This window comes from Desulfuromonas versatilis, assembly GCF_019704135.1.
GTDB lineage: Bacteria > Desulfobacterota > Desulfuromonadia > Desulfuromonadales > NIT-T3 > Desulfuromonas_A > Desulfuromonas_A versatilis.
The window spans coordinates 2538314-2560874 of record NZ_AP024355.1 but is presented as its reverse complement, the minus strand read 5'-3'; the positions used below and the strand labels follow the sequence as shown (position 1 = coordinate 2560874).

Genomic DNA, 22561 nt, shown 5'->3' with positions numbered 1-22561 from the left:
GCATGATTCATCCAACTGCGATCATACATCCCGGGGCCGTTCTCGGCGAAGGCGTTCAGGTCGGACCCTACGCGGTCATCGGCGACCATGTCAGCATCGGTTCCGGCACCAGCGTCGGGGCCCACGCGGTGATCGAGGGCCCTACGGAAATCGGCCGGGACAACCGGATCTTCCAGTTCGCCTCGGTGGGCGCTGCCCCCCAGGACCTCAAATTCCATGGCGAGAACTCCTGCCTGAAAATCGGCGACCGCAACACCATCCGCGAGTTCGTGACCATGCACCGGGGTACCGAAAGCGGCGGCTCCAAGACCGTGGTCGGCAACGACAACCTGTTCATGGCCTACTCCCACGTCGCCCACGACTGCATTGTCGGCAACCGGGTGATCCTGGCCAACGGCGCCACCCTGGCCGGACACGTGACGGTCGACGACTTCGCCATCCTCGGCGGGCTCTCGGCGGTTCACCAATTTTCCCGGGTCGGTTGCCATGTCATGATCAGCGGCGGCGCCATGGTCACCCAGGACATCCCCCCTTACACCCTGGCGCAGGGCGACCGGGCCAGGACCGTGGGGCTGAACCTGGTCGGCCTCGGGCGGCGGGGATTTTCCGAAGGGGCCATTCGCGGGATCAAAAAGGCCTACAAGCTCGTTTTTCGCTCGGGCCTGCGGCTTGACGAGGCTCTGGCGCGGATCGATGCCGAACTGGAACAGACCGCGGAGCTCAAGGTGTTCATTGACTTCATCCGCAACAGCGAGCGTGGCATCGCCCGCTGAGGGGTGCCGGAGAGGGGCCATGGGAAAACTTCGTGCCGGTGTCATCGGGGTCGGGTACCTGGGGCGGTTCCACGCACAGAAATATGCACTGCTCGAGCAGGTCGACCTGGTCGGTGTGGTGGACCATGACCCCGCTCGGGCGCAGACGGTGGCGGACGAAGTCGGCACCCGGGCCTACTCCGACTTGGACCAACTGATTGGCGAGGTGGACCTGGTCTCCATCGCGGTCCCCACCCAGTACCACTTCGAAGTGGCCAAAAAGTGCCTCGAAGCCGGCTGTCACATCCTGCTGGAGAAGCCGGTTACCCGCACCGTTGCCGAGGCCGAGGAGTTGATCGCCCTGGCGCGCAGCCGCAACCTGGTCTTTCAGGTCGGGCATCTTGAGCGCTTCAACCCGGCCATCCTGGCTCTCAAGGGGGTTCTCAATCAACCGCGGTTCGTCGAATCCCAACGGCTTGCCCCCTTCAAACCCCGGGGGACCGATGTCAACGTGGTGCTGGACCTGATGATCCACGATATCGACATCATCCTCAGCATGGTCGGCTCCCCGGTTAAAACCGTCAATTCCATCGGTGTCCCGGTGCTTTCCGAAGAGGTGGACATTGCCAACGCGCGGCTGCAGTTCGAGAACGGCTGTGTTGCCAATGTCACCGCCAGCCGGGTCAGCCGCGAGGCGGTTCGCAAGATCCGGATTTTCCAGGCCGACGCCTACATCTCCATCGATTACCAGGCACGGCAGATCGCCATCTACCGCAAACAGCCCGGCACCCAGATGATTCCCGGTCTGCCGGACGTGGTGATGGAAATGAAGAGTTTCGAGCAGGGCGATGCCCTGATGGCGGAGATCAGCGCCTTCACCGAGGCGGTGCGCGGCGGAACCGAACCGATGGTTTCCGGGGAAGACGGCAAACGGGCCCTGGAGCTGGCCCATCTGATCAACCAGAAACTGTAGTTGCCACAGCACTACATGCCGGGGGTGCCCGGCCGTTTAGCAGGGGCGGGGGTTCGGCCGAACCGGCCCCGCTTTTTGTTTTACCCCCCCGCCATCGTGCGGGGCAAAAAAAACAACCAGTCGAGGATAACCGTCATGCAGATTCCCATGGTCGACCTGAAAGGTCAGTACGAAACCCTGCGCCAGGAAATCGAAGCGGGGTTTCGCACGGTTCTGGAGACAACCCACTTCATTCTCGGGCCCCAGGGAAAAGCCCTGGAGGAGGAGGTCGCGGCCTATTGCGGAGTGCGCCATGCCATCGGGGTGGCTTCGGGGACCGACGCCCTGCACCTGGCCCTGCGGGCCGCGGGAATCGGGGAGGGGGACGAGGTGATCACCACCCCCTTCACCTTTATCGCTACCGCCGAGGCCATCTCCTACGTGGGCGGTCGGCCGGTATTCGTCGACATCGACCCGCTGACCTTCAATATCGACGTCGAACTGATCGAGGCGGCCATTACCGACAGGACCCGAGCCATCCTCCCGGTGCATCTGTTCGGCCAGCCTGCGGACCTGGCACCGATCCGCGAACTCTGCCGGAAACACGGGCTGCGCCTGATCGAGGACTGCGCCCAGTCCTTCGGTGCCGAATACGGGGACCGCAGGTCCGGTGCCTACGGCGAGTTGGGGTGCTTTTCCTTTTTCCCCAGCAAAAACCTCGGCTGCTACGGCGACGGCGGCATGATCGTCACCGACGACGATCGTCTGGCGGAGGAGGTGCGGGTCTACCGCAACCATGGCAGCCGCGAGCGCTACCATCATTCGGTGATCGGCTACAACAGCCGGCTCGATGAACTGCAGGCCGTGGTGCTGCGCGCCAAGCTCAAGCATCTCGACGGATACAACGAGCAGCGCCGGCGCAACGCCCACCGATATACGGCCCGGCTCCAGGGAACCAAGGTCACCCCCCCGGCCGAGGACGGCAAGGGCCTGCACGTTTATCACCAGTACACGGTTCTGAGCGATGCCCGCGATGCCATTCACCAGGCACTGACCGCCGCCGGGATCGCCTCGGCCGTCTACTACCCGATTCCCCTGCACCGCCAGGAAGTCTATCGCGAGCTTTACGCCGGAGTGAGCATGCCGGTCGCGGAATCCGTGGCCAAGCGAGTGCTTTCTCTTCCGATGTTTCCCGAACTGACCGAGGCCCAGATCGACCGGGTCTGCGACGTCATTCTCGGGGCTCTGTAAATGCGTGAGGCGTAAGGCGTGAAGCACGGGGCGAAAATATCCAGGGGGGGGGAACATAGTGAGGCTTTTACAACTCACTGCTCACCCCTCACTCCTCACCGAACCGCGCGCAAGGCCCTGATCGTCACTGGGGAGGCCTCCGGAGACCTGCATGGCGCGAACCTGATCAGGGCGGCCGGCCAAATCGATCCCGAACTGGCCTTTTTCGGGGTGGGCGGCAAGCGCATGGCGGCTGCCGGTTGCGAAATCCTGATTCCCGGGGAAGAGATTTCCGTTATGGGGCTGGTCGAGGTCCTGGGCCATTTCCCGCAGATCTACCGGGCGTTCAACCGCCTCAAGGGGATTCTGCACGGACCGGAGCGTCCAGACCTGCTGATCCTCATCGATTTTCCCGATTTCAACCTGCGCCTGGCCCGCCAGGCCAAGCTGGCCGGAGTGCCTGTCCTGTATTACGTCAGCCCCCAGGTCTGGGCCTGGCGCCGCGGGCGGGTGAAAAAGATCGCCCGGATCGTCGACCGGTTGGCGGCGGTGTTCCCTTTCGAGCCGGAGATCTACGCCGGGCACGACATCGAGGTCGAATATGTCGGGCACCCCCTGTTGGACGAGGTCCACGTCGAGCAGACCGCCGAGCAGGTCAGGGCGCGGCACGGCATCCCCGGGCCGGGGCCCGTGGTCGGGCTGTTCCCGGGGAGCAGGAAGAACGAGCTTCGCTACTGCCTGGAAACCATCCTCGCCTCGGCCGAACGGATCCTTCAGCAAAAACCCGATACCCGGTTTCTGCTCCCCGTGGCGCCTTCGCTTGAGTCCGACCAGTTCAGCACGGCTCTGGCGGGTCGGTCCCTACCGGTTACCCTGGTCGAAGAGAGCATTTACGATGTCGCCAACGCCTGTGATGCGGTCATCTCGGTTTCGGGCACCGTGACCCTGCAGACCGCCCTGGTCGGAACCCCGATGGCGATCATCTATAAAATGGCGCCGCTGACCTTCGCCATCGGCAAGCGCCTGATCAAGGTCCCCTTCATCGGTCTGGCCAACATCGTCGCCGGCCGGGGCGTGGTCCGGGAGTTCATCCAGGACGCGGCAAGCCCCGAAGCCATCAGCGAGGAGATCCTGCGGATCCTCGACGATCCCCAGTACAATGCCCGGATGCGCGAAGGGCTGGCCACGGTAAAAGACCGGATGGGGGAGGGGGGGTGTTCGCTGCGGGTGGCGCGGATGGCCTCGGATCTGAGCCGGAGAACGCCCGGTGGAAAAGCGGTTTGAATGGCACTGACTAGCAAGCAAATATATTCCCGGCTGCTGAAGTACTCCCGCCCCTATGCCGGACGAATCGCGTTGGCGCTCGCCGCCTCGCTGGTGGTTGCGGGCACCGACGTCGCTTCGGCCAAGCTGGTGCAGCCCTTTATCGACCTGATCATTGCCGACCGCAATGCCGCCCTGGCCGCCCTGGTGCCGGTCTTCGTCATCGGTCTGGCCGCCCTCAAGGGGGGCGCCCGGTACGTTCAGGAGTATTTCATCAAAACCGCCGGCCAGCTCGTGGTTCAGGACGTGCGCAATGACCTCTATCGCCACAGTCTGTCCCTGTCCATGGGGTTTTTCTCGAAAAATTCCTCCGGCGGGCTCATGTCCCGGGTGCTCAACGACGTCGGCATCATGCAGCGCTCGGCCGCCGACATCCTGGTCGAAGCGGTGCGCGAGGGTTTTACCCTGGTCGGCCTCACTGGACTGGCTTTCTACACCGATTGGCGGCTCGCCTGCCTGGCCTTCGTGATCCTGCCGGTCGCGGTGGTGCCCGCCTCGGTGATCGGGCGCAAGATCAAGGACAACACCCGCAAGGGGCAGTCCACCATGGGTAACCTGACCGCGGTGCTCCAGGAAACCTTCTCCGGCATCAAGGTGATCAAGGCCTTCGGCACGGAGAGGGCCGAGGATCGCCGTTTCCGGGACGAGAATCTCAGCTTTTACCGCTATATGCGAAAGGTGCTGAAGTACGATTCGGCCTCCGCCCCGGTCATCGAGCTGCTGGCCTCCTTCGGCGTGGCGGCGGTGGTCTGGTACGGCATCCACCGGGTTATCTCCGGCGCCATGACCCAGGGCGAGCTGTTCTCCTTTGTCGCCTCCGTGCTGATGATGTACGGCCCGGTCAAGAAGCTCACCAAGGTCAGCAACACCGTGCAGAAATCCGTCGGTGCCGCCGAGCGGGTCTTCGAGGTGATGGACGAGGTGCCGGAGGTGGCCGATGCTCCCGACGCCGTCGAGGTTTCCTCGGTGCGGGGCGAGGTGGCCTTCGACCGGGTGAGCTTCAGCTACGGCGATGAAGCGGTGGTCCGGGATTTCTCCATCGTGGCATCCCCCGGCGAGGTGGTCGCCCTGGTGGGCCCCAGCGGTGCCGGGAAATCGACCGTGGCGGGCCTGCTGGCCAGGTTCTATGATCCCATCGCTGGAGCCATCCGGATCGACGGGGTCGACCTGCGGCGGTTCACCCTGGACAGCCTGCGCTCCCATATCGCCCTGGTGGACCAGGAGACGTTTCTTTTCAACACCAGCATTGCCGAGAACATCCGTTACGGAAAGCCGGAGGCTACCGACGAGGAGATCCTCGAGGCCGCCCGCAAGGCCTTCGCCGACGATTTTATCAATGCCCTTCCCGAAGGGTTCCGCACCAGCATCGGCGACCGCGGGCTGCGCCTGTCCGGCGGTCAGCGCCAGAGATTGTGCATTGCCAGGGCGATCCTGCGCGACGCCCCGGTGCTGATTCTGGACGAAGCCACCAGCGCCCTGGACACCGAAAGCGAAACCATGGTGCAGAAAGCCTTGGCCAACCTGATGAAGAACCGCACCACCTTCGTCATCGCCCATCGGCTTTCGACCATCATGCACGCCGACAAAATCGTGGTTATGGAGCAGGGGGCCATCCGCGAAATCGGCACCCACCGTGAGCTGCTCGAGGCCGGGGGCCTCTACCGCAAGCTCTACGATATGCAGTTCGAGGGCTGAGCCATGGCCGCGCATCTCGGAGACCGGCTGCTTCTCAGTCTGGCGCCGCCGCTGGCCGCCAGGATCATTCGTTGGCTGCATCGCAGCATGCGCATCGAGACCATCGGCGAAGAACATCCGCGGCGCTTATGGGATGCCGGGCAGGCGGTGATCCTCGCCTTCTGGCATGATCAGCTGCTGCTGATGGTCAAGGGCTACCGGGGCCCGGGCGCGAGGATTTTGATCAGCGCCTCCAAAGACGGCGAACTGATCGCCCGGACCATGCGCTGCTTCGGCCAGGACGCGGTGCGCGGCTCCTCTTCCAGGGGCGGGCGCAAGGCATTCCGCGAACTGGTCGAGCTGGGCCGGCAGCCTTTCGACCTGGTGCTTACTCCGGATGGCCCCAAGGGCCCCCGCCACCAGGTCAAGGACGGGGTGGTGCAGCTTGCCCGGCTGAGCGGCCGTCCGGTCATCCCCATGGCCTTCGTCTGCAGCCGCGGGCACCGCTTCGGGTCCTGGGACCGGTTCCTGCTGCCGTACCCTTTCTCAAGGGGCGTTTATGCCTTTGGCGAGCCGCTGGTGTTCGAACCGGGCGAGGACGTCGGGGATTTCCGGGAGCGGCTTGAAAAGGCCATGGAGATGAACGTTCGCCGCGCCTGCGCACAGCTGGAGAAACACGGTGTATCTGCTTTATGATCTGATCCTCAGCCTGTCGGCCCTGGTGCTGGTCCCCTATTATCTGCTGCGGGGCGTGCGCCATGGCAAGGTCCGCCGGGGCATTCGCGAACGGCTGGGGTTTTATGGGCCGGAGCGGCTTGCGGGGATTCGCGGGAAGCGGGTAATATGGGTGCACGCCGTATCGGTGGGCGAAACCCGCGCCGCCATCCCCCTGCTCAAGGGTCTGCGCCAGGCCTATCCTGAAGCGGCGCTGGTGCTGTCCAACGTGACCGAGACCGGGCACGCCATCGCCGAGGGGATCAGGGAGATCGATCTGTGCCTGTTCTTCCCCTTCGATCTCTCCTGGGTCGTGCGCAGAGTGTTTCGGCAGGTGCGGCCGGCCTTTATCGTGATTGTCGAAACCGAGATCTGGCCGAACTTCGTCCGCGTCGCACGGCAGCAGCGAATTCCCGTGGTGCTGGTCAACGGCCGGATCTCCGATCGCTCTTTTCCCCGCTACCGACTGGCCCGGGGTGTGGTCCGCCCGATCCTGGAAATGTTCACGGCCTTCTGCATGCAGACCGCCCTCGATGCGGAGCGGATTGCCCGGATGGGGGCTCCGGAAGACAAAATCAGGGTGACCCGCAACCTCAAGTTCGACATGAAAGGGAGCGCCCCCGATGCGGCTGAGGTGCAGCGGCTGAAAGAGGAATTTAAACTCGCTGCCGGGACGCTGGTCTGGGTGGCGGGCAGCACCCATTCCGGTGAGGAGGAGATCATCGCCGAGGTCTACCGGCGACTGCTGGACGAGGGGCTGAATCTGCTCCTGATCCTGGTGCCGCGCCATCCCGAGCGTTGCCGGGCGGTGGCCGAGATGCTCGCAGGGAAGGGGCTTACCAGCCATGCGCGCAGCGGCAGCCAGGCCCTGGGGCGCGAGCTGGTCCCCGGTGAAGTGCTGATGGGTGATACCCTCGGGGAGATGCTGAAGTTCTATGCCGTGGCCGACCTGGTATTCGTCGGCGGTAGCCTGATCGATGTCGGCGGCCACAACGTCCTTGAGGCCTCGCTGCTTAAAAAGCCAGTGGTGTTCGGCCCTTACATGCATAACTTTAAAGAGATTTCGAGACTTCTGCTGGAGTCCGGCGGAGGGATGGCCGTCGCCGGCGGAGGCGAATTGGCGGACGCGGTCCGGCGTCTGCTGGTCAACGCCGAAGCCAGGGAGCGCATGGGCGAGCGTGGCAACGCCCTGCTGAGTGAAAACGCCGGGGCTACCGCCGAGACCCTGAAGGTCATCGACTCGCTGCTGGGGCCCTGAGATGAGGGGCCTGCAGGGGTTCTACCGGCGTCTGGCCAGCGAGGGTGCCCGCGGTGGCGCCGAGCGGTTGCTGCTGGTGCTGTTGACCCCCCTGGGTTGGCTTTACGGGGTGGCCGGTCTGCTGCGGGTCGCTCTCTACCGGCGGCAGGCGCTGGCTTCCTATCGGGCCGGGGTGCCCGTGGTGTCCGTCGGCAACCTGAGCGTCGGCGGCACCGGCAAGACGCCCACAGTCGAGTTCGTGGTGCGGCACCTGCTGCGGGCCGGAAAAACCGTGGCGGTGGTCAGCCGCGGTTACGGCGGCAGCGCCCGCAGCGGCGTGACGCTGGTCTGCGGCGGGCAGGGGCCGCTGGTGGCAGCGGATATCTGTGGCGACGAGCCCTATCTGCTGGCCAGGCGCCTCCCCGAGGCGATCGTGCTCGTCGCCCCCCGGCGGGCCGAGGGGGTGCGCGTCGCGCAGGAGGAGTTCGGCGCAGATGTCGTGGTGCTCGACGACGGCTTTCAGCACCTGGCGGTTCAGCGCGACCTCGACATCGTGCTGCTCGACGGCCGCCGGCCGCTGGGCAACGGCAAGGTGCTTCCAGCCGGGTTGCTGCGGGAATTCCCGCTGGCTCTGGGCCGCGCCGACCTCTTCCTGCTGACCCGCAGCCGGGGGGACGAGCCGGGGCCGCGCGGGCTGTCCCGGCCAGTGCTGCGTTGCCGGCATCGGCTGGCCGGGGAGGCCATCTCGCTTGCCGGGGAGCCTCTCGAGCTCGCGAACCTGGCGGGCCTGCGGGGCGCTGCCTTCGCCGGGATCGCCGACCCCGAAGGCTTTTTTCGCGATCTGCGCGCCGCGGGCCTGGCCCTAAGCCACGCCATCGGCTTTGCCGATCACGCCGGCTACGGGCCTCGGGAACTTGAGAGGCTTGCCCGGGTGGCGGCGGAAGTCGATTACCTGATCACCACGGAAAAGGACGGGGTCAAGCTTGGCGAGGGGGATTTTTCCATCCCCTGCTACCAGGTGCCTTTGTCCCTGGAGTTTTTTCAACCAGGCGGACTCGAAGCGAAGCTCAACGCCCTTTTTGAGGAGAACACCATGCCCCTTTCCCCCGAATTGCTCGAAATAATCGCCTGCCCTCAATGCAAGGGGGAGGTCAAGCTGCGTGAAGGGGGCGATGCCCTGGTCTGCGAGGCCTGCCGCCTGCTCTACCCGGTGCGGGACGATATCCCCGTGATGCTCATCGACGAGGCGCAAAGCCTCGACCAGGCATGATATAAGCCACCTCCGGCGCTCAACGAGTAACCGTATTGAAACCGCTGAAAAACAATGATATCCGCCGTATCCTGGTGCGTTCCACCAACTGGATCGGCGACGCCGTCATGACCACCCCGGCCCTGGGGGCCCTGCGGGCCCACTTCCCGAATGCGACGATCAGCGTGGTGGCCAATCCGCTGGTGGCCGAACTGTTCCGTCATCACCCCTATTGCGACGAGGTCCTGGTCTTCGACAAGAAAGGTGCGCACCAGGGGTGGCGGGGGATGCTGCGGTTCTGCGGCCAATTGCGCCAGGGGCGCTTCGATCTGGCCATTCTGCTGCAGAATGCCATCGAGGCCGGGATCATGGCCGCCCTGGCGGGGATTCCCCGCCGGGCTGGCTTTCGCACCGACGGGCGAGGGTTTCTGCTCAGCCACGCGGTCCCCATCAGCGAGGCGGACAAGAAACTGCACCATACCCGCTATTACCTGACCATGCTCGAGCGCCTCGGGATCAGCGGGGGAGACGGCCTGCTGCGCCTTGAAAGCACCGCAGAGGAGTCGGCCTGGGCCGAGAGCACTCTGGGGGACGGGGAGTGGATGGCCATCAACCCCGGCGCCGCCTACGGTTCTGCCAAGCGCTGGATTCCCGAGCGTTTCGCCGCCGTCGGCGACCAGTTGGCCCGGGAATTCGGGGTCAAGGTCTTGCTGACCGGCGGCCCCGGCGAGCGGGAGATCGGCCGGGACATCGCCCGGGCCATGACCTGCGGGCCCCTCAACCTGATCGGCGAGACCTCGGTGCGCCAGATGATGGCCCTGCTTTCCCGCTGCCGGTTGATGGTCACCAACGACTCTGGACCCATGCACGTGGCCGCGGCTTTCGCGGTGCCGATCGTCGCGGTATTCGGGCCCACCGACCACACGACGACCTCGCCCCTGGCCGAGACCTGCCGGATCATCCGGAAGCATTGCGACTGTGCCCCCTGCCTGCTGCGCGAGTGCCCCCTTGACCACCGCTGCATGACGGCGATCAGCGCCGACGATGTGCTGGAAGGCGCCCGTTCGCTGCTGAATAAAACCCGATGAGAGTTCTGATCGTCAAAGTGAGTGCGCTCGGCGATGTGGTGCATGCCCTGCCGGTGCTCGCCTGGTTGAAAAGCGCCGACCCCCGCATGGAGATCGACTGGCTGGTCGAGGAGTCCTTCGCGCCCTTGCTCGATGGCCATCCGCTGCTGCGCAAAGTGCACAGGCTGCGCACCAAGGCCTGGCGCAAGGCCGGGGCTCTGGCCGCCCTGCGTGGCGCCTGGGGGACGATCCGCGAGCTGCGCGCCGAAGGCTACGACCTGGTGCTCGATCTGCAGGGCAACAGCAAGAGCGGCCTGTTCACCGGCTTGTGCGGCGCCCCGCAGCGCTTCGGCTTCGCCCGCGACGCGGTACGCGAATGGCCCAACCTGCTCGCCACCAACCGCAGGGTGCCCCTTTCCCAGGGCGATTTCCACATCAGCGACCGCTCCCTGGCCCTTGGCAGGGCCGCGGTCCCCGGTGGCGTCGAGGTGCTGCCGGCCGGCCCCCTGCACGTCAACGACCAGGCCCTGGCCCGGGTGAGGCAGCAACTCGAGGCCCTGGCGCTTGCCGGGAAGCCTGTGGTCGTGCTGCATTACGGGACCACCTGGGGCACCAAGCTGTGGCCGCTGGAGCGTTGGCAGGAACTGGCCGCCAGGCTGTGCGGTGAGCTGGGAATTCGTCCGCTGCTGACTTGGGGGAATACCGAGGAAAACGCCGCCGCCGAGGCGATCGGCGAGGCTTGCGGCGGCCAGGCGGTCATCTGGCCCCGCGGGAGCTTGCCCGAGCTGGTGGCGCTGCTCGACGAGGCCGACCTGGTGGTCGGGGCCGACACCGGCCCGGTGCACATCGCCGCCGCCTTGGGGACGCGGACGGTCTCCATTTTCCGGGTGACTGATGCCCGCCGCAACGGTCCGCGGGGGGAGGCGCACATCCGCCTGCAGGCGCCCCTGGATTGCTCGCCCTGCCTGCGCAAAAGCTGCCCGCGGGATGGGGAATGCGGCCGGAGTATCACCACCGACGAGGTATTTTCCGCCCTGCGCCGGCTCCTCAGGGGGTAGGCCGGCCGGGCAGGAGGAGGCGCTGAGGCGATGATAAATATTCTGCACATCATCCACCGTTACCGGGGGGATTACCCGCTGCTCAATCTCCAGGTCCGGCTCGATCCCAGGCGCTTCCGGACCGTGATCTGCTTTATGAGCGGGGAGAACGACGGCAAAAACCAGCTGGATGCGCTGGGCTACAAGACCTATTACCTGGGGTTGAAGGGGAAAAACCTGCGCTTCTCCAACGTGCCGCTGCTGCTCAAGCTCAAGCGGATCATCGAGAGCGAAAACGTCCAGGTCGTCAACTGCCAGCAGCACCGCTCCACCCCCATCGGGGTGCTCGCCGCCATGCTCGCCAGGCCCAAACCGGCCGTGCTGGCCACGCTGCACGGGCTGGGGACGGCCAAAACCTGGCGACGCAGGGCCTTCAACTGGCTGCTCTACCGGCGGCTGCACCGGATCATCGGCATCTCCAAGGGGGTGAGCGCCGACGTGGTCGCCTCCAACTGGGGGCTCAGCGAGGAGCGCACCGTCACCATCCAGAACGGTCTCGAGTACGACCGGTTTCCCGCGGCGTTGGAAAAAAACGCGGCCCGCAGCCGGTTTGCCCCCGGGCAGGCCGACGGCTTCTGGTTCGGCACCATGGGGCGGCTCTCCGAGGTCAAGAACCACCGCAACCTGATCCTCGGCTTCGCCCATATGGCCGAGCGGTTTCCCGCGGCGAACCTGTTGATCGCCGGCGAAGGGGAACTGCGCCCGGAACTGGAAGGCCTTATCGCCGCCAAGGGGTTGACCGAACGGGTGCACCTGCTCGGCTTTCGCCGCGATATCCCGGAGTTTCTGAAGGCGCTGGATGCCTTTCTGCTCCCTTCGCTGCGCGAGGGGCTGCCCCTGGCGCTGCTCGAAGCCATGGCCTCCGGGCTGCCGGTGATCGCTTCTCGGGTAGGGGGGATTCCCGAGGTGTTCGGCGATGCGCAAATCGGTCTGCTGGTTTCTCCCGAGTCCCCCGAGGAGATCGGCGAGGCGCTGGCCGAGGTCGCCGGAAGTTCCGCCCAGCGCCTGCAGAGCTGGGGCCAGGCGGCCCGCAGGCGGGCCGTAGAGGATTTTTCCGCGGCGCGGATGATCGCCGCCTACGAACAGGTCTACACCGATGCCGCCCTGAGCCTGCGCCGACAAGGCCCCGGCGATCCAACCTCTGGACTATGAAATTCGCTTTTTGCCTGTTTAAATATTTCCCCTTCGGCGGGCTGCAGAGGGACTTTCGGCGCATCGCCGAGGAGTGCCTGCGGCGCGGGCACCAGGTGGCGGTCTTCACCATGGCGTGGGATGGAGAACCTCCCCCCGGACTCGAGGTGAACCTGCTCCCCTCCGGCAAGTTCTCCAACCACGGGCGCTGCCGGGAGTTCGCCCGCCGGGCCCGAACCGCCATCGCCGGGGGCGGATTCGACGCGGTGGTCGGCTTCAACAAGATGCCGGGGCTGGATGTCTACTTTGCCGCCGACCCCTGCTTTGAAGCCAAGGTGCGCCAGAAACACGGTCCCCTGTACCGGCTGGGGGGGCGCTACCGCTGCTACGCCGAGTTTGAGCGGGCGGTCTTCGCGCCGGCGGCGGCCACCGAGATCCTGCTCATCTCCGAGGTGGAGAAACCCCATTTCATCGCCCAATACGGCACCCCTGAGGAGCGGTTTCACTTTCTGCCCCCGGGCATCGACCGCGACCGGATCGCCAAGCCCGAGGACGCGGCGACCCGGCTTGAGGTGCGCCGGGAGTTGGGGATGGCCGAAGAGGAGCTGCTGGTGCTGATGGTCGGCTCCGGCTTCAAGACCAAGGGGCTTGACCGCGCGCTGCGGGCCCTGGCCGCGCTCCCCGACAAGCTGCGCCAGCGCTCCCGGCTGGTGGTCATCGGCCAGGGGAAAGCCGGGCCCTTCCTCAAACTGGCCCGCAAGCTCGGTGTCGAACAGCGCCTGAGCCTGCTCGGCGGGCGGGGCGACGTCCCCCGTTTTCTGGCCGCGGCGGATCTGCTGCTGCACCCCTCCTACTATGAAAACACCGGCACCGTGCTGGTGGAGGCGCTGGCCGCCGGGTTGCCGGTGCTGGCCACCGAGATCTGCGGCTATGCCCATTATGTTCGGCAGAGTCGGGCCGGGCTGCTGGTCCCCTCGCCGTTTCGCCAGGAGGAACTCGACCGGATGCTCTCCCTGATGCTGAACTCCGCCGAGCGGGAAACCTGGCGCAGCAATGCCTTGGCTTTTGCCGCGCAGGCGGATATCTTCAGCCTGCCCCAGCGGGCCGCCGACATTATCGAAGCCAAGGCGCTGAAGGGGAGGGGGGCATGATGCAGCTGGAGCCCGATTTTCGCGGCCGCTTCGCCGAGCCGCCCAGCTTCGAGCAGATGCTTTCCCTTGAGGGGGAAGTCTTCCGGGAGCTCGCCGGACGCCGGACCCTGCGTTTTTTCCTCGGGGAAAAAGGGTACTTCGCCAAGCTTCACTTTGGGGTCGGCTGGAAGGAGATTCTGAAAAATCTCAGCCACTTCAAGCTGCCGGTGCTCGGAGCGGACAACGAGCGGCGGGCGATCCGCCGCTGCGAAGAACTCGGGGTGGAGACCATGCGGATCGCCGGCTACGGCTGCCGCGGCTGGAATCCGGCGCGGATCCAGTCGTTCCTGGTGACCGAAGAGCTGGCCGATACCATCAGCCTGGAGGACCTGTGCCGGGACTGGAAGACGAATCCTCCGCCCTTCGGGCTGAAAAAGGCCCTGATCGAGAAGGTTGCCGGCATGGCCGCGGCGCTGCATGAGAACGGCGTCAATCATCGGGATTTCTACATCTGCCACTTCCTGCTGCCCCTGGCCGACCTCGAGCGGGTGAGCAGGCAGGAGGCCTTCCGGCTGCACCTGATCGACCTGCACCGGGTGCAGCTGCGGCCCCGCACCCCGCAGCGCTGGATCGTCAAGGACGTGGCAGGACTCTATTTTTCCAGCATGGACATCGGCCTGACCCGGCGTGATATACTGCGCTTCATGCGCGCCTACCGCAGGCGCGCGCTGCGCAGCCTGCTGCAGGACGAGCGGGTTTTCTGGGAGCGGGTCGAGCGGCGCGCATTGGCCCTTTACCGCAAGGAGTTCGGGCGCGACCCCGCTTCGAACCCCAGTCTCGGTCGATAGGCCGAAGCCGGAGCGACGCATGACCTTTTCCATTGTCATCCCCGCCTATAACTACGGGCATCTGCTCCCCCGCGCGGTCGAGTCGGTTTTGGCCCAGGGGGGGGAAGATTACCAGGTGGTCATCATCGATGACGGCTCGCAGGACGAGACCCCTGCGGTCGGCAGGGGGCTGGCCGAGGCTCACCCCCACAGGGTCCGTTATGTCCGCCAGCAGAACCAGGGGCCGGCTGCGGCGCGAAACCGGGGCATCGATGAAACGGCGGGGCAGTACCTGATATTTCTCGATGCCGACGACCGGCTGCTGGACGGGGCCCTGGAGAAGTTCAGGGGCTATCTGGCCGCCAACGGCGCCAAGCAGATGGTCACCGCTGGGCACATCTCGGTGCATCCCGACGGCCGGCGGAAAACCCATCCGGCCAAATCCCTGTCCGCCGACCGGATGGAGAACTTCCGCCGCTACGTCCAGCGGCGTTTCGGCCTTTCCAACGGTGCGACCATCATGGCCCGGGAAATCTTCCAGAGCATCCGCTATCCGGTCCATATCCGCAACAGCGAGGATATCCCGGTTTTCGCCCAGGCCCTGGCGCTCTACGATTGCAGCTCCTTTGCGGAACCGGTCCTGGAAATCTTCAAGCATGACGACAGTCTGCGCAACAACATCGAATTGATCATGAAAACCGGCACGGCGCTTATCGACGTCCTGTTCGATCCCAAGGTGCTGCCGGCCGAATTCATGGCCCTGCGGGCCGAAATGTTCGGGAGGCAGTGCCTGTCCCTGTCCCGGTCCCTGTCTTTGGCCGGCCGGCAAGTCGAAGCCCGGCGTTATTACCTCCAGGGGATCGCGGCCCGGCCGACCCTGCTCCTGGAGTGGTCCTATCTCAGGAAATTTCTGCGTTCCTTCGTGAAAAAAGAGCAGCCCACTGTCTGATGTCTTCTGCCGGCGGATCCTTCGATAAAAGCGAGCCTTCGATGAACGAGGCCCTGTCGTGGCGGCAGGTAAAAAAACGTTGTCTGGGCGGGGCGGCTGGCTGGGTACGCGAGTTGCGCCAGGGGTTTACCATCTACCGGGAGAATTCCCCGGCGTCGCTGCAGGCCTTGGAGGCGCTGTTGCCCGACCCCGACTTGTTGCTCGGGCAGGGGGAGGTTTTCAAGCCCGGCAGCCGGGGGTTTGCCGTCAAGGTGGAAATCGGCGGACGTTCCTATTTCCTCAAGGCCTATAACTGCCTCGGCTGGGGGTACCGGCTGCGCAACGCCTTGCGCAGATCGCGGGCCCTGCGCACCTGGTGCGTCAACTGGGGATTCCTCTTTCGGGGGGTGCCGGTGCCGCGCCCGGTGCTGTGCCTGGAAGAGCGCAGGTTCCGTCTGCTGGGCAGGTCCTACCTGCTGACTGAATTCGCCGAAGGCTCCTGCAACCTGCAGCAGGCCTGGGCAACCCGCAGCGGCGATGCCTGCGTGTCCCTGTTGGGCAGGGTGACGGCGGTTCTGGGGGATATGCACCGCCGCGGGTGTGTCCATGGCGACCTGAAGTGGAACAACATCCTGGTCGCCGGCACGGCCGGGGATGAAGAAATCTGCCTGGTCGACCTGGATGGCGGGCGGCTGCCGGCCCGGGCCCGCTTCGCCAGTTTGCGCAAAGACCTGGAGCGGTTTCTGCGCGATTTACGCAAGGAACGCTCGGGCCTGGAACTGGAGGCCGCGGCGGAGGCTGCCTGGCGGGGGAGGGTCCAGTGACGGGGCAATTCGATCAACCGCCGACACGTCTTGAGTCGGCAGCCGAAACAAGCTTCGCGGAACTCTGGCAGGCGGGGGGCGGCCTGTCGCCCAGGGAGAAGTTGCGCCTGGTGGAGAAGCTCGCCACCCTGATTCGCGAGAGTCATGAGCGTCGCCGTGTCCTTGGCCCCCCGGGGTTGGGTGGGGTGCTGGTCAGCGGCGGGGCGGGAGATTTTCGGCTGCGGATTCCTGCCTCGCGGGCCATCCGCCTTGCCTGGCGGGATTGGCGCAGACGCGACCTCGCCAGGCTGTACGCGAGCCTGCTTCCCCGGCTGAGTCGAAGCTGCGGATTTCGCTTTCTCCGCCATTACCTTGGTGGCGGGGGGGGCTTGCGGGACTGCGTGGCCCTGGCCCTGCAAGTCGACGGTGCTGCCAGGCGCATGGCGGCGGCCCGCTGGAAGCAGGCGGAACGCGCCTGCCTGCGGTCCGGGCAGGGATTTGTGACCGGCAGGAGCGGGCGCCTGCAGTACTACCGTCGGGATTCGGACGAGGCCCAGGCGCTGCTGGAGAGGCTTGTTGCCGACCCCGATGGCCTGATCGGTTCCGGCGAGCGCCTGCCGGGCAGGGGCAACAGCTGCCTGACGGTGAAGATCGAAGCGGCCGGGCGTAACTATGTCCTCAAGCGCTACAACCGCCGAGGCTGGGCTTACAGCCTTCGGCACGTTTTCCGGCGCTCGCGGGCCCTGCGGGGGTGGATCACCTCCTGGGGGTTCCGCGCCCGGGGGGCGGCCATCCCGGACCCGATTCTGTGCGTGGAAGAAAGGTGCTTCCGGTTTCTCGGCCATTCGTATATCCTGTCCGAATATTTAGAAGGCACCAAGACCCTGACCCGGCTCTGGGAGTCGCTCTCGGCTGGCGGAAAAAAATCCTGCCTGGTTCAGCTGGCGGTCCTGTTCGGGCGGCTCCACCGCCTGGGGGCGATTCACGGCGATACCAACTGGGACAACATTCTCGCGGCACCCAGGGGCGCAGGGTACGATCTGTTCCTGGTGGACATGGATTGCAGCCGGGTCTATGGGCGGGTTCGCGAGGCGAAGGTCCGCAAGGACATCAAGCATGTCTTTCGCGATCTTCACCGCCTAAGCCCCGGGGATCACGAGTTGGATCGAGGTTTTCGAGCCTGCTGGGAACGCTGGTCCGGTGTCCGCAGCGAAATCTAATCCGTTTGGAGTCTTTGCATGAACGTGGAATATATCAAAGGGCAATTCGCCAGAAACATCGAGACCATGGAAATGGTCGCCGATCGGCTCTCCGGCACCGTCCTCGAGTGTGCCCGGCTGATCGGGCAGGCCCTGGCCAAGGGCAACAAGGTGCTGATCATGGGCAATGGCGGCTCGGCCGCTGATTCCCAGCATTTCGCCGCCGAACTGGTGGGGCGCTTCGCCATGGAAAGGAAAGGGCTGCCGGCGATCGCGTTGACCACCGACACTTCGATTCTGACTGCCGTCGGCAACGACTATGGGTACGAGGCGATTTTTACCCGCCAGGTCGAAGCCCTGGCCTGTTCCGGGGATGTGGTGATCGGCCTTTCCACCAGCGGCAATTCCCCCAACGTTCACCAGGCCCTCGAGCGGGCCAGGGGCATCGGTTGTCATACCATCGGGCTGCTCGGCAGGGACGGGGGGACCATTAAGCAACTCGCCGACCTGTGCCTGACAATCCCGGTAAAAGAGACGCCCAGGATCCAGGAAGCACACATTGTGATCCTGCATATCGTTTGCGACCTGGTCGAGCAGATTCTGTTCAAGCTTGGAGAGGATTGAATCCACGCAGACCGCCGGGGCCTCTCGGAGCAGTCGAGTTGCCCAGTCAACCAGCTTTTCAAGGGAACCTTAATGCCCCCGCAGTCCTGGCCCGACCGATTGAAAGAGCACAGGGCATTGATCGTGCTGCTGTTTTTCTCCTTCGGTTTGAAGCTCCTGTTGCTGAACCTCATGGAGGTTCTTCCCGATGATGGGCCTTTGTTCATCGCCCAGGCGGAAAAATTCGCCCAGGGAGCCTGGCAAGATGGATTGGCATTAAATCGCTCCCTTTTCCTTTACCCGCTGCTGATTGCCGGGGCCCATTTCCTGGTGGGCGATATGGTCCTGGCCGGCCAGTTGATCTCCCTGACGACATCGGTTCTCGCCCTGGTCCCTGTCTACCTTCTCACCCGCGGATTGTTTGGTCCCGCCGCCGCATTTTGGGGTGGATTGGCTTTTGTGGTCGCACCGGGTTTCAACGACTGTGCCGTCAAGGTCATGCGCGACCCGACCTTCCTTTGTCTTTTTGCCTGGGCGGGGTATTTTGCGTGGCGCGCTTTAATCGACAAGCGCATCGTGTATGGTTTCCTCTTTCTTGGTTCAGCGGTAATCTCGGCTTTCTTTCGTGTTGAAGGGATCCTGTTCCCGGTAATATTCTTCATTTATCTTTGGTTGGTACGCTTTTCGGAGCCTGGAAAAAGAGCATCTTGCATCAGACAGGCTGTCGTTTTACTGATCGTTCTCTCTTCTCTTGCAGGGGCCTACCATCTGTCTGACCTGAAAAATTCAGGCATAGCCGATTACAACAATTTGTCTTATTATCTGCACCAGGTTCTCGGCGGTGGTATCTTCAGCATCATCCCGGAGATTAAAACCGGGTTGAAAAACATGGAGATGGCAACGCCTTTTGGGTGGAATCATAACGATTTTGCCTCGATTGCTCGAGAGCACATTCGACTTATCTATTTTATTGGATTGTTGTTTTGTCTGGCGAGGACGATTTTTTCTCCTTTCTCGATAGTTTTCGTTGCCGGGGTTTTGTTTTGCAAGAAGTTTTCTAGAGGCAGCCTGATTTTACTATTTTCGGCCGCAGTATACTTGTTGGTTTGTTTTGTTTTCCTGTTGAACATGAATTTCATCGAATCACGCTACGTTTTTGCTCCTGCAGTTTTATTGTTCCCTTGGATTGGTTTCGGCCTACAAAAAATGTGGGATTTAAGAAATCGCAACCCCCGACTTGGGATTGCGATTCCCCTGGTTTTCCTCGGCCTGTTTTTGGTTCCCCCTTACAAGTCGATTGCCAAACTCGAACATCAGGTGGTCTCTGGGAAGGAAGCGGGAATCTGGTTGGGTGAGCAGGATGGGTTGAACCAGAAAAAAATGGTGACCAACAACGGTGAAATTCCCTTTTACTCAGGGAGAAGTCGCGAAGAAATAATTCACGTCCTCACCAGGGGGGAGGAAGACTTCAAACGGATGGAGCAGATCGCACTCGATGAAGGGGCAGAATTGATCGGGATAGTTGTCAAAGATAATTATGAAAGTGATATTCCCGACTATGGGTCCTTTGGGCTCCGGAAGAAATTTGCTGATGGAAAATATTTAAGCCTGATTTTTCAGAAAAAGCCCTATTGAAAACTGCCCTCAGTCTAATTTGGAGAGATACTTTTTAGATGCAGGTTTCCGTTGTAATCCCCTCATATAACCACCGGCAGTATGTAGTCGAAGCCATCGAGAGCGTTCTCGATCAGGACTGGCCCGACATCGACCTGATTGTCATCGATGATGGTTCAAAGGACGGGAGTGCCGAGGTCATCGGGGAGCTGCTGGATCGCCGCGGCGGGTTCCGCCTGGTGGCAAGGGAAAACCGCGGCCTCATAAGGACCCTCAACGAGGGGATTTCCATGGCCAGTGGGGAGTATTTCTGCCTGCTCGCCTCGGACGACTATCTGCCGGCAGGAAGCCTTCGTTCCCGGGCCGAGTTTCTGGTCGAGCATCCGGGGCATGTCGGTGTGTTCGCGGACGGGTTGAGAATTTTGGAGGATGCGGAGCCGGGCGAACGCATTCTCGATGAGCGCAGACGCCAGTTGTTCAGCCACTCCGACCCGATACCCGGGTTTCTCAAGGGGCTGAACCTGCCGATCCACACCATGATGGCGAAACGGGACGTTTTCCTGCGTTTCGGGGGGTTCGATTCCCGCTACCGGTATTGCGAGGATCTCGACGTTCAGTTGCTGCTTTTCCTCGAAGGGAAAGTCGGGTTTGTCGACACCCCGGTTTACTGCTACCGGCTGCACGGCGCCAATATCTCCCTGACCAATCCCCAACTCGCCAGGGCCGACAAGGTTCTCTGCTTTCGCAAGTATCTCGAGGAGGTGCCCAGGCTTGCGCCCTACAGGAAGCTGATTCGCCACCGGCTGCGGCGGCACTACCTCGCCCTGGGGCGCTATCTGCACAACAGCGGCGGGGGATCGGAGCGGGAAAGGGAATTGTTCCAGGGCGGCTGGGAATTCGCCTGGCAGGATGTGCGCCTGCTCTGGTATCTGCTGTGGTGGAAGCTGGTTGGGAGCAGGCGGACGGGCTGACAGGGGCAGACCACCCCGGCCTTGTCGTGGAGGAAGAATTCATGGGACATTTTGAGCATCCGCAAGCCCTGGTCGAATCCGAGCAAATCGGCGAGGGGACCCGCATCTGGGCCTTCGTGCATGTCCTCCCCGGTGCGCGGATCGGCAATGACTGCAACATCTGCGACCACGTATTTATCGAAAACCGGGTGGTGGTCGGCGACCGGGTCACCGTCAAGTGCGGCGTGCAGCTGTGGGACGGGGTTACCCTCGAGGACGACGTTTTCGTCGGGCCCAATGCGACCTTCACCAATGACCTGTTCCCCCGCAGCCGCCAACCCTTCGAACTGAAACCGACCCTGGTGAAGCGCGGCGCCTCCATCGGCGCCAATGCCACCCTGCTCCCCGGCCTGGTCATCGGGGAGGGAGCCATGGTCGCCGCAGGTGCCGTGGTGACCCGGGATGTCCCCCCCAAAACGGTGGTCGCGGGCAATCCCGCACGCGTTGTCAAGAAACTGGAGGACTGAAATGCCATTGGCCGATTGTCGCATCATTGACCTTCCCAAGATTACTGATGTCCGCGGGAACCTGACGTTCATCGAGGAAAATCGTCATGTCCCTTTCGGGATCCAGCGGGTTTACTATCTTTATGACGTTCCCGGCGGTGCCGAACGCGGCGGGCATGCCCACAAGGAGCTGCACCAGTTGATCGTCGCCATGTCGGGGAGCTTCGACGTGGTTCTCGACGATGGCCGGGAAAAGAAGCGGTTTCACCTCAACCGCTCGTATTACGGGCTCTATGTCTGCCCCATGATCTGGCGGGAGATCGACAACTTCTCTTCCGGCTCGGTCTGCATGGTGCTTGCCTCCAACCTGTACGACGAATCGGACTACTATCGGGAATACAGCGATTTCCAGGCTGCCCTGCGGGGTCGGCCATGAGAGTGCCCTTCCTCGATCTCAAGGCCCCCTACCTGGAGTTGCGCGAAGAGCTGGATGCCGCCTATCGCCGGGTCATGGAGTCCGGGTGGTATGTGCTCGGTCCGGAAGTCGAGGCCTTCGAAGCCGAGTTCGCCGCCTATTGCGAGACCAGGCACTGCATCGGGGTCGGCAACGGGCTGGATGCCCTCTACCTGAGCCTGCTGGCCATGGGCATCGGCGCCGGGGACGAAGTCATCGTCCCCTCCAATACCTACATCGCGACCTGGCTGGCGGTCTCCTACGCCGGTGCCAGGCCCGTGCCCGTCGAGCCCGATCCGGAGACCTGCAACCTCGACCCGGACCGGGTCGAGGAGGCCGTTACCCCCCGCACCAGGGCCATTATCGCGGTCCACCTCTATGGCCAGCCCGCAGAGATGGAGCGGCTCAAGGCAATTGCCGACCGCCACGGTCTCAGGCTGCTGGAGGACGCCGCCCAGGCCCACGGGGCCCGTTTCAGGGGGCGGCGGGTCGGCGGACTGGGGGATGCCGCCGGGTTCAGCTTTTATCCCGGGAAGAACCTCGGCGCCTTGGGCGACGGTGGGGCGATCACCACCAACGACGACCAGTTGGCCAGAAAAATAAGGATTCTGAGAAATTACGGCTCGGAAAAAAAGTACTATCACCAGGTTCAGGGGGTGAATTCCCGGCTGGATGAGCTTCACGCCGCTTTGCTGCGGGTCAAGCTGGGCAGGCTTGACGAGTGGAACACGCGTCGGGTCGCCCTGGCCGGCTACTACCTCTCCCAGCTTCCCGAAGTGGGCCCGGCCCTGCCGAAGGTAGCCGGTGAAATGGAGCCTGTCTGGCACCTGTTCGTGCTGCGCAGCCGCCAGCGCGATCTGTACCTGCAGGAGCTCGCCAAGGCGGGGGTCGGCACCCTGGTCCATTACCCCATCCCCCCGCACCGGCAGGAGGCCTACGCGCCCCTGGGGATCAATGAGGGGAGACTGCCGATTGCCGAACAGCTGGCCAAGGAAGTTTTCAGCATCCCCTTGGGCCCCCATCTGAGCGTCCAGGATGCCGCTCTGGTGGTTGATGCAATCAGACGCACGGCCGAATCCCTGGAGGGGGCAAAAAGTTCAATCTAACTTTTGTTTGAGGTT

At 63.7% G+C, this 22561-nt stretch carries 22 protein-coding genes; all 22 read left to right on the top strand.

Annotation, left to right across the window (positions count from 1 at the left end; translation table 11 throughout):
- Window positions 1–2: 2 nt before the first annotated feature.
- Window positions 3–773: an acyl-ACP--UDP-N-acetylglucosamine O-acyltransferase gene (gene lpxA, locus DESUT3_RS11560; RefSeq protein ID WP_221248628.1), complete on the top strand. Its 771-nt coding sequence runs from the start codon at window positions 3–5 to the stop codon at window positions 771–773.
- 19 nt (window positions 774–792) lie between these two features.
- A complete protein-coding gene (locus tag DESUT3_RS11555; RefSeq protein WP_221248627.1) occupies window positions 793–1725 on the top strand; it encodes a Gfo/Idh/MocA family protein in 933 nt (310 codons plus the stop codon).
- Window positions 1726–1860: 135 nt separating this feature from the next.
- Window positions 1861–2955 carry a DegT/DnrJ/EryC1/StrS family aminotransferase gene (locus tag DESUT3_RS11550; RefSeq protein ID WP_221248625.1) on the top strand — a complete coding sequence of 365 codons (1095 nt, stop codon included), beginning with the start codon at window positions 1861–1863 and terminating at the stop codon, window positions 2953–2955.
- A gap of 117 nt (window positions 2956–3072) precedes the next feature.
- Window positions 3073–4218, top strand: a complete 1146-nt coding sequence (gene lpxB, locus DESUT3_RS11545; protein ID WP_225911701.1) for a lipid-A-disaccharide synthase — start codon at window positions 3073–3075, stop codon at window positions 4216–4218.
- Window positions 4219–5952, top strand: coding sequence for a lipid A export permease/ATP-binding protein MsbA (gene msbA / locus DESUT3_RS11540; protein WP_221248624.1), 1734 nt, complete (start codon window positions 4219–4221; stop codon window positions 5950–5952).
- A 3-nt stretch (window positions 5953–5955) separates the two neighbouring features.
- Window positions 5956–6627 (top strand): lysophospholipid acyltransferase family protein, encoded by a 672-nt coding sequence (locus DESUT3_RS11535; protein ID WP_221248623.1) that lies wholly within the window; start codon window positions 5956–5958, stop codon window positions 6625–6627.
- Window positions 6611–7903, top strand: coding sequence for a 3-deoxy-D-manno-octulosonic acid transferase (locus DESUT3_RS11530; protein WP_221248622.1), 1293 nt, complete (start codon window positions 6611–6613; stop codon window positions 7901–7903). Before DESUT3_RS11535 ends, DESUT3_RS11530 begins: the two co-directional genes overlap by 17 nt.
- A gap of 1 nt (window position 7904) precedes the next feature.
- Window positions 7905–9152 carry a tetraacyldisaccharide 4'-kinase gene (gene lpxK, locus DESUT3_RS11525; RefSeq protein WP_221248621.1) on the top strand — a complete coding sequence of 416 codons (1248 nt, stop codon included), beginning with the start codon at window positions 7905–7907 and terminating at the stop codon, window positions 9150–9152.
- 35 nt (window positions 9153–9187) lie between these two features.
- Window positions 9188–10219: a lipopolysaccharide heptosyltransferase II gene (waaF, locus tag DESUT3_RS11520; protein ID WP_221248620.1), complete on the top strand. Its 1032-nt coding sequence runs from the start codon at window positions 9188–9190 to the stop codon at window positions 10217–10219.
- On the top strand, window positions 10216–11256 hold the full coding sequence (gene waaC / locus DESUT3_RS11515) for a lipopolysaccharide heptosyltransferase I (RefSeq protein ID WP_221248619.1): 1041 nt from the start codon (window positions 10216–10218) through the stop codon (window positions 11254–11256). The genes waaF and waaC overlap by 4 nt, the downstream gene beginning before the upstream one ends.
- A gap of 30 nt (window positions 11257–11286) precedes the next feature.
- Window positions 11287–12447, top strand: a complete 1161-nt coding sequence (locus DESUT3_RS11510) for a glycosyltransferase (protein WP_221248618.1) — start codon at window positions 11287–11289, stop codon at window positions 12445–12447.
- Window positions 12444–13577, top strand: coding sequence for a glycosyltransferase family 4 protein (locus DESUT3_RS11505; protein WP_221248617.1), 1134 nt, complete (start codon window positions 12444–12446; stop codon window positions 13575–13577). Before DESUT3_RS11510 ends, DESUT3_RS11505 begins: the two co-directional genes overlap by 4 nt.
- On the top strand, window positions 13574–14404 hold the full coding sequence (gene rfaP / locus DESUT3_RS11500; RefSeq protein WP_221248616.1) for a lipopolysaccharide core heptose(I) kinase RfaP: 831 nt from the start codon (window positions 13574–13576) through the stop codon (window positions 14402–14404). Before DESUT3_RS11505 ends, rfaP begins: the two co-directional genes overlap by 4 nt.
- 19 nt (window positions 14405–14423) lie before the next feature.
- Window positions 14424–15332 carry a glycosyltransferase family 2 protein gene (locus DESUT3_RS11495; protein ID WP_221248615.1) on the top strand — a complete coding sequence of 303 codons (909 nt, stop codon included), beginning with the start codon at window positions 14424–14426 and terminating at the stop codon, window positions 15330–15332.
- A gap of 41 nt (window positions 15333–15373) precedes the next feature.
- Window positions 15374–16135 carry a lipopolysaccharide kinase InaA family protein gene (locus DESUT3_RS11490; protein ID WP_221248614.1) on the top strand — a complete coding sequence of 254 codons (762 nt, stop codon included), beginning with the start codon at window positions 15374–15376 and terminating at the stop codon, window positions 16133–16135.
- Complete coding sequence (locus tag DESUT3_RS11485; protein WP_221248613.1) at window positions 16132–17334, top strand: lipopolysaccharide kinase InaA family protein; 1203 nt, start codon at window positions 16132–16134, stop codon at window positions 17332–17334. The genes DESUT3_RS11490 and DESUT3_RS11485 overlap by 4 nt, the downstream gene beginning before the upstream one ends.
- Before the next feature lie 18 nt (window positions 17335–17352).
- On the top strand, window positions 17353–17937 hold the full coding sequence (gene gmhA, locus DESUT3_RS11480; RefSeq protein WP_225911486.1) for a D-sedoheptulose 7-phosphate isomerase: 585 nt from the start codon (window positions 17353–17355) through the stop codon (window positions 17935–17937).
- 123 nt (window positions 17938–18060) lie between these two features.
- Window positions 18061–19551 (top strand): glycosyltransferase family 39 protein, encoded by a 1491-nt coding sequence (locus DESUT3_RS11475; protein WP_225911699.1) that lies wholly within the window; start codon window positions 18061–18063, stop codon window positions 19549–19551.
- A gap of 38 nt (window positions 19552–19589) precedes the next feature.
- Window positions 19590–20501 carry a glycosyltransferase gene (locus tag DESUT3_RS11470; protein WP_221248611.1) on the top strand — a complete coding sequence of 304 codons (912 nt, stop codon included), beginning with the start codon at window positions 19590–19592 and terminating at the stop codon, window positions 20499–20501.
- 41 nt (window positions 20502–20542) lie between these two features.
- The gene (locus DESUT3_RS21230; protein ID WP_221248610.1) at window positions 20543–21007 is read left to right on the top strand and encodes an acyltransferase; all 465 of its coding nucleotides are present in this window, start codon (window positions 20543–20545) and stop codon (window positions 21005–21007) included.
- A 1-nt stretch (window position 21008) separates the two neighbouring features.
- The gene (locus tag DESUT3_RS11460; protein ID WP_221248609.1) at window positions 21009–21422 is read left to right on the top strand and encodes a sugar 3,4-ketoisomerase; all 414 of its coding nucleotides are present in this window, start codon (window positions 21009–21011) and stop codon (window positions 21420–21422) included.
- Window positions 21419–22546, top strand: coding sequence for a DegT/DnrJ/EryC1/StrS family aminotransferase (locus tag DESUT3_RS11455; RefSeq protein WP_221248608.1), 1128 nt, complete (start codon window positions 21419–21421; stop codon window positions 22544–22546). Before DESUT3_RS11460 ends, DESUT3_RS11455 begins: the two co-directional genes overlap by 4 nt.
- Window positions 22547–22561 lie beyond the last annotated feature (15 nt).

What these genes read in the sequence shown, in the direction of transcription:
- lpxA (WP_221248628.1), top strand. Translation starts at nt 3, where the DNA reads ATGATTCATCCAACTGCGATCATACATCCCGGGGCCGTTCTCGGCGAA.
- DESUT3_RS11555 (WP_221248627.1), top strand. Translation starts at nt 793, where the DNA reads ATGGGAAAACTTCGTGCCGGTGTCATCGGGGTCGGGTACCTGGGGCGG.
- DESUT3_RS11550 (WP_221248625.1), top strand. Translation starts at nt 1,861, where the DNA reads ATGCAGATTCCCATGGTCGACCTGAAAGGTCAGTACGAAACCCTGCGC.
- msbA (WP_221248624.1), top strand. Translation starts at nt 4,219, where the DNA reads ATGGCACTGACTAGCAAGCAAATATATTCCCGGCTGCTGAAGTACTCC.
- DESUT3_RS11535 (WP_221248623.1), top strand. Translation starts at nt 5,956, where the DNA reads ATGGCCGCGCATCTCGGAGACCGGCTGCTTCTCAGTCTGGCGCCGCCG.
- lpxK (WP_221248621.1), top strand. Translation starts at nt 7,905, where the DNA reads ATGAGGGGCCTGCAGGGGTTCTACCGGCGTCTGGCCAGCGAGGGTGCC.
- waaC (WP_221248619.1), top strand. Translation starts at nt 10,216, where the DNA reads ATGAGAGTTCTGATCGTCAAAGTGAGTGCGCTCGGCGATGTGGTGCAT.
- DESUT3_RS11510 (WP_221248618.1), top strand. Translation starts at nt 11,287, where the DNA reads ATGATAAATATTCTGCACATCATCCACCGTTACCGGGGGGATTACCCG.
- DESUT3_RS11505 (WP_221248617.1), top strand. Translation starts at nt 12,444, where the DNA reads ATGAAATTCGCTTTTTGCCTGTTTAAATATTTCCCCTTCGGCGGGCTG.
- rfaP (WP_221248616.1), top strand. Translation starts at nt 13,574, where the DNA reads ATGATGCAGCTGGAGCCCGATTTTCGCGGCCGCTTCGCCGAGCCGCCC.
- DESUT3_RS11495 (WP_221248615.1), top strand. Translation starts at nt 14,424, where the DNA reads ATGACCTTTTCCATTGTCATCCCCGCCTATAACTACGGGCATCTGCTC.
- DESUT3_RS11490 (WP_221248614.1), top strand. Translation starts at nt 15,374, where the DNA reads ATGAACGAGGCCCTGTCGTGGCGGCAGGTAAAAAAACGTTGTCTGGGC.
- gmhA (WP_225911486.1), top strand. Translation starts at nt 17,353, where the DNA reads ATGAACGTGGAATATATCAAAGGGCAATTCGCCAGAAACATCGAGACC.
- DESUT3_RS11470 (WP_221248611.1), top strand. Translation starts at nt 19,590, where the DNA reads ATGCAGGTTTCCGTTGTAATCCCCTCATATAACCACCGGCAGTATGTA.
- DESUT3_RS21230 (WP_221248610.1), top strand. Translation starts at nt 20,543, where the DNA reads ATGGGACATTTTGAGCATCCGCAAGCCCTGGTCGAATCCGAGCAAATC.
- DESUT3_RS11460 (WP_221248609.1), top strand. Translation starts at nt 21,009, where the DNA reads ATGCCATTGGCCGATTGTCGCATCATTGACCTTCCCAAGATTACTGAT.
- DESUT3_RS11455 (WP_221248608.1), top strand. Translation starts at nt 21,419, where the DNA reads ATGAGAGTGCCCTTCCTCGATCTCAAGGCCCCCTACCTGGAGTTGCGC.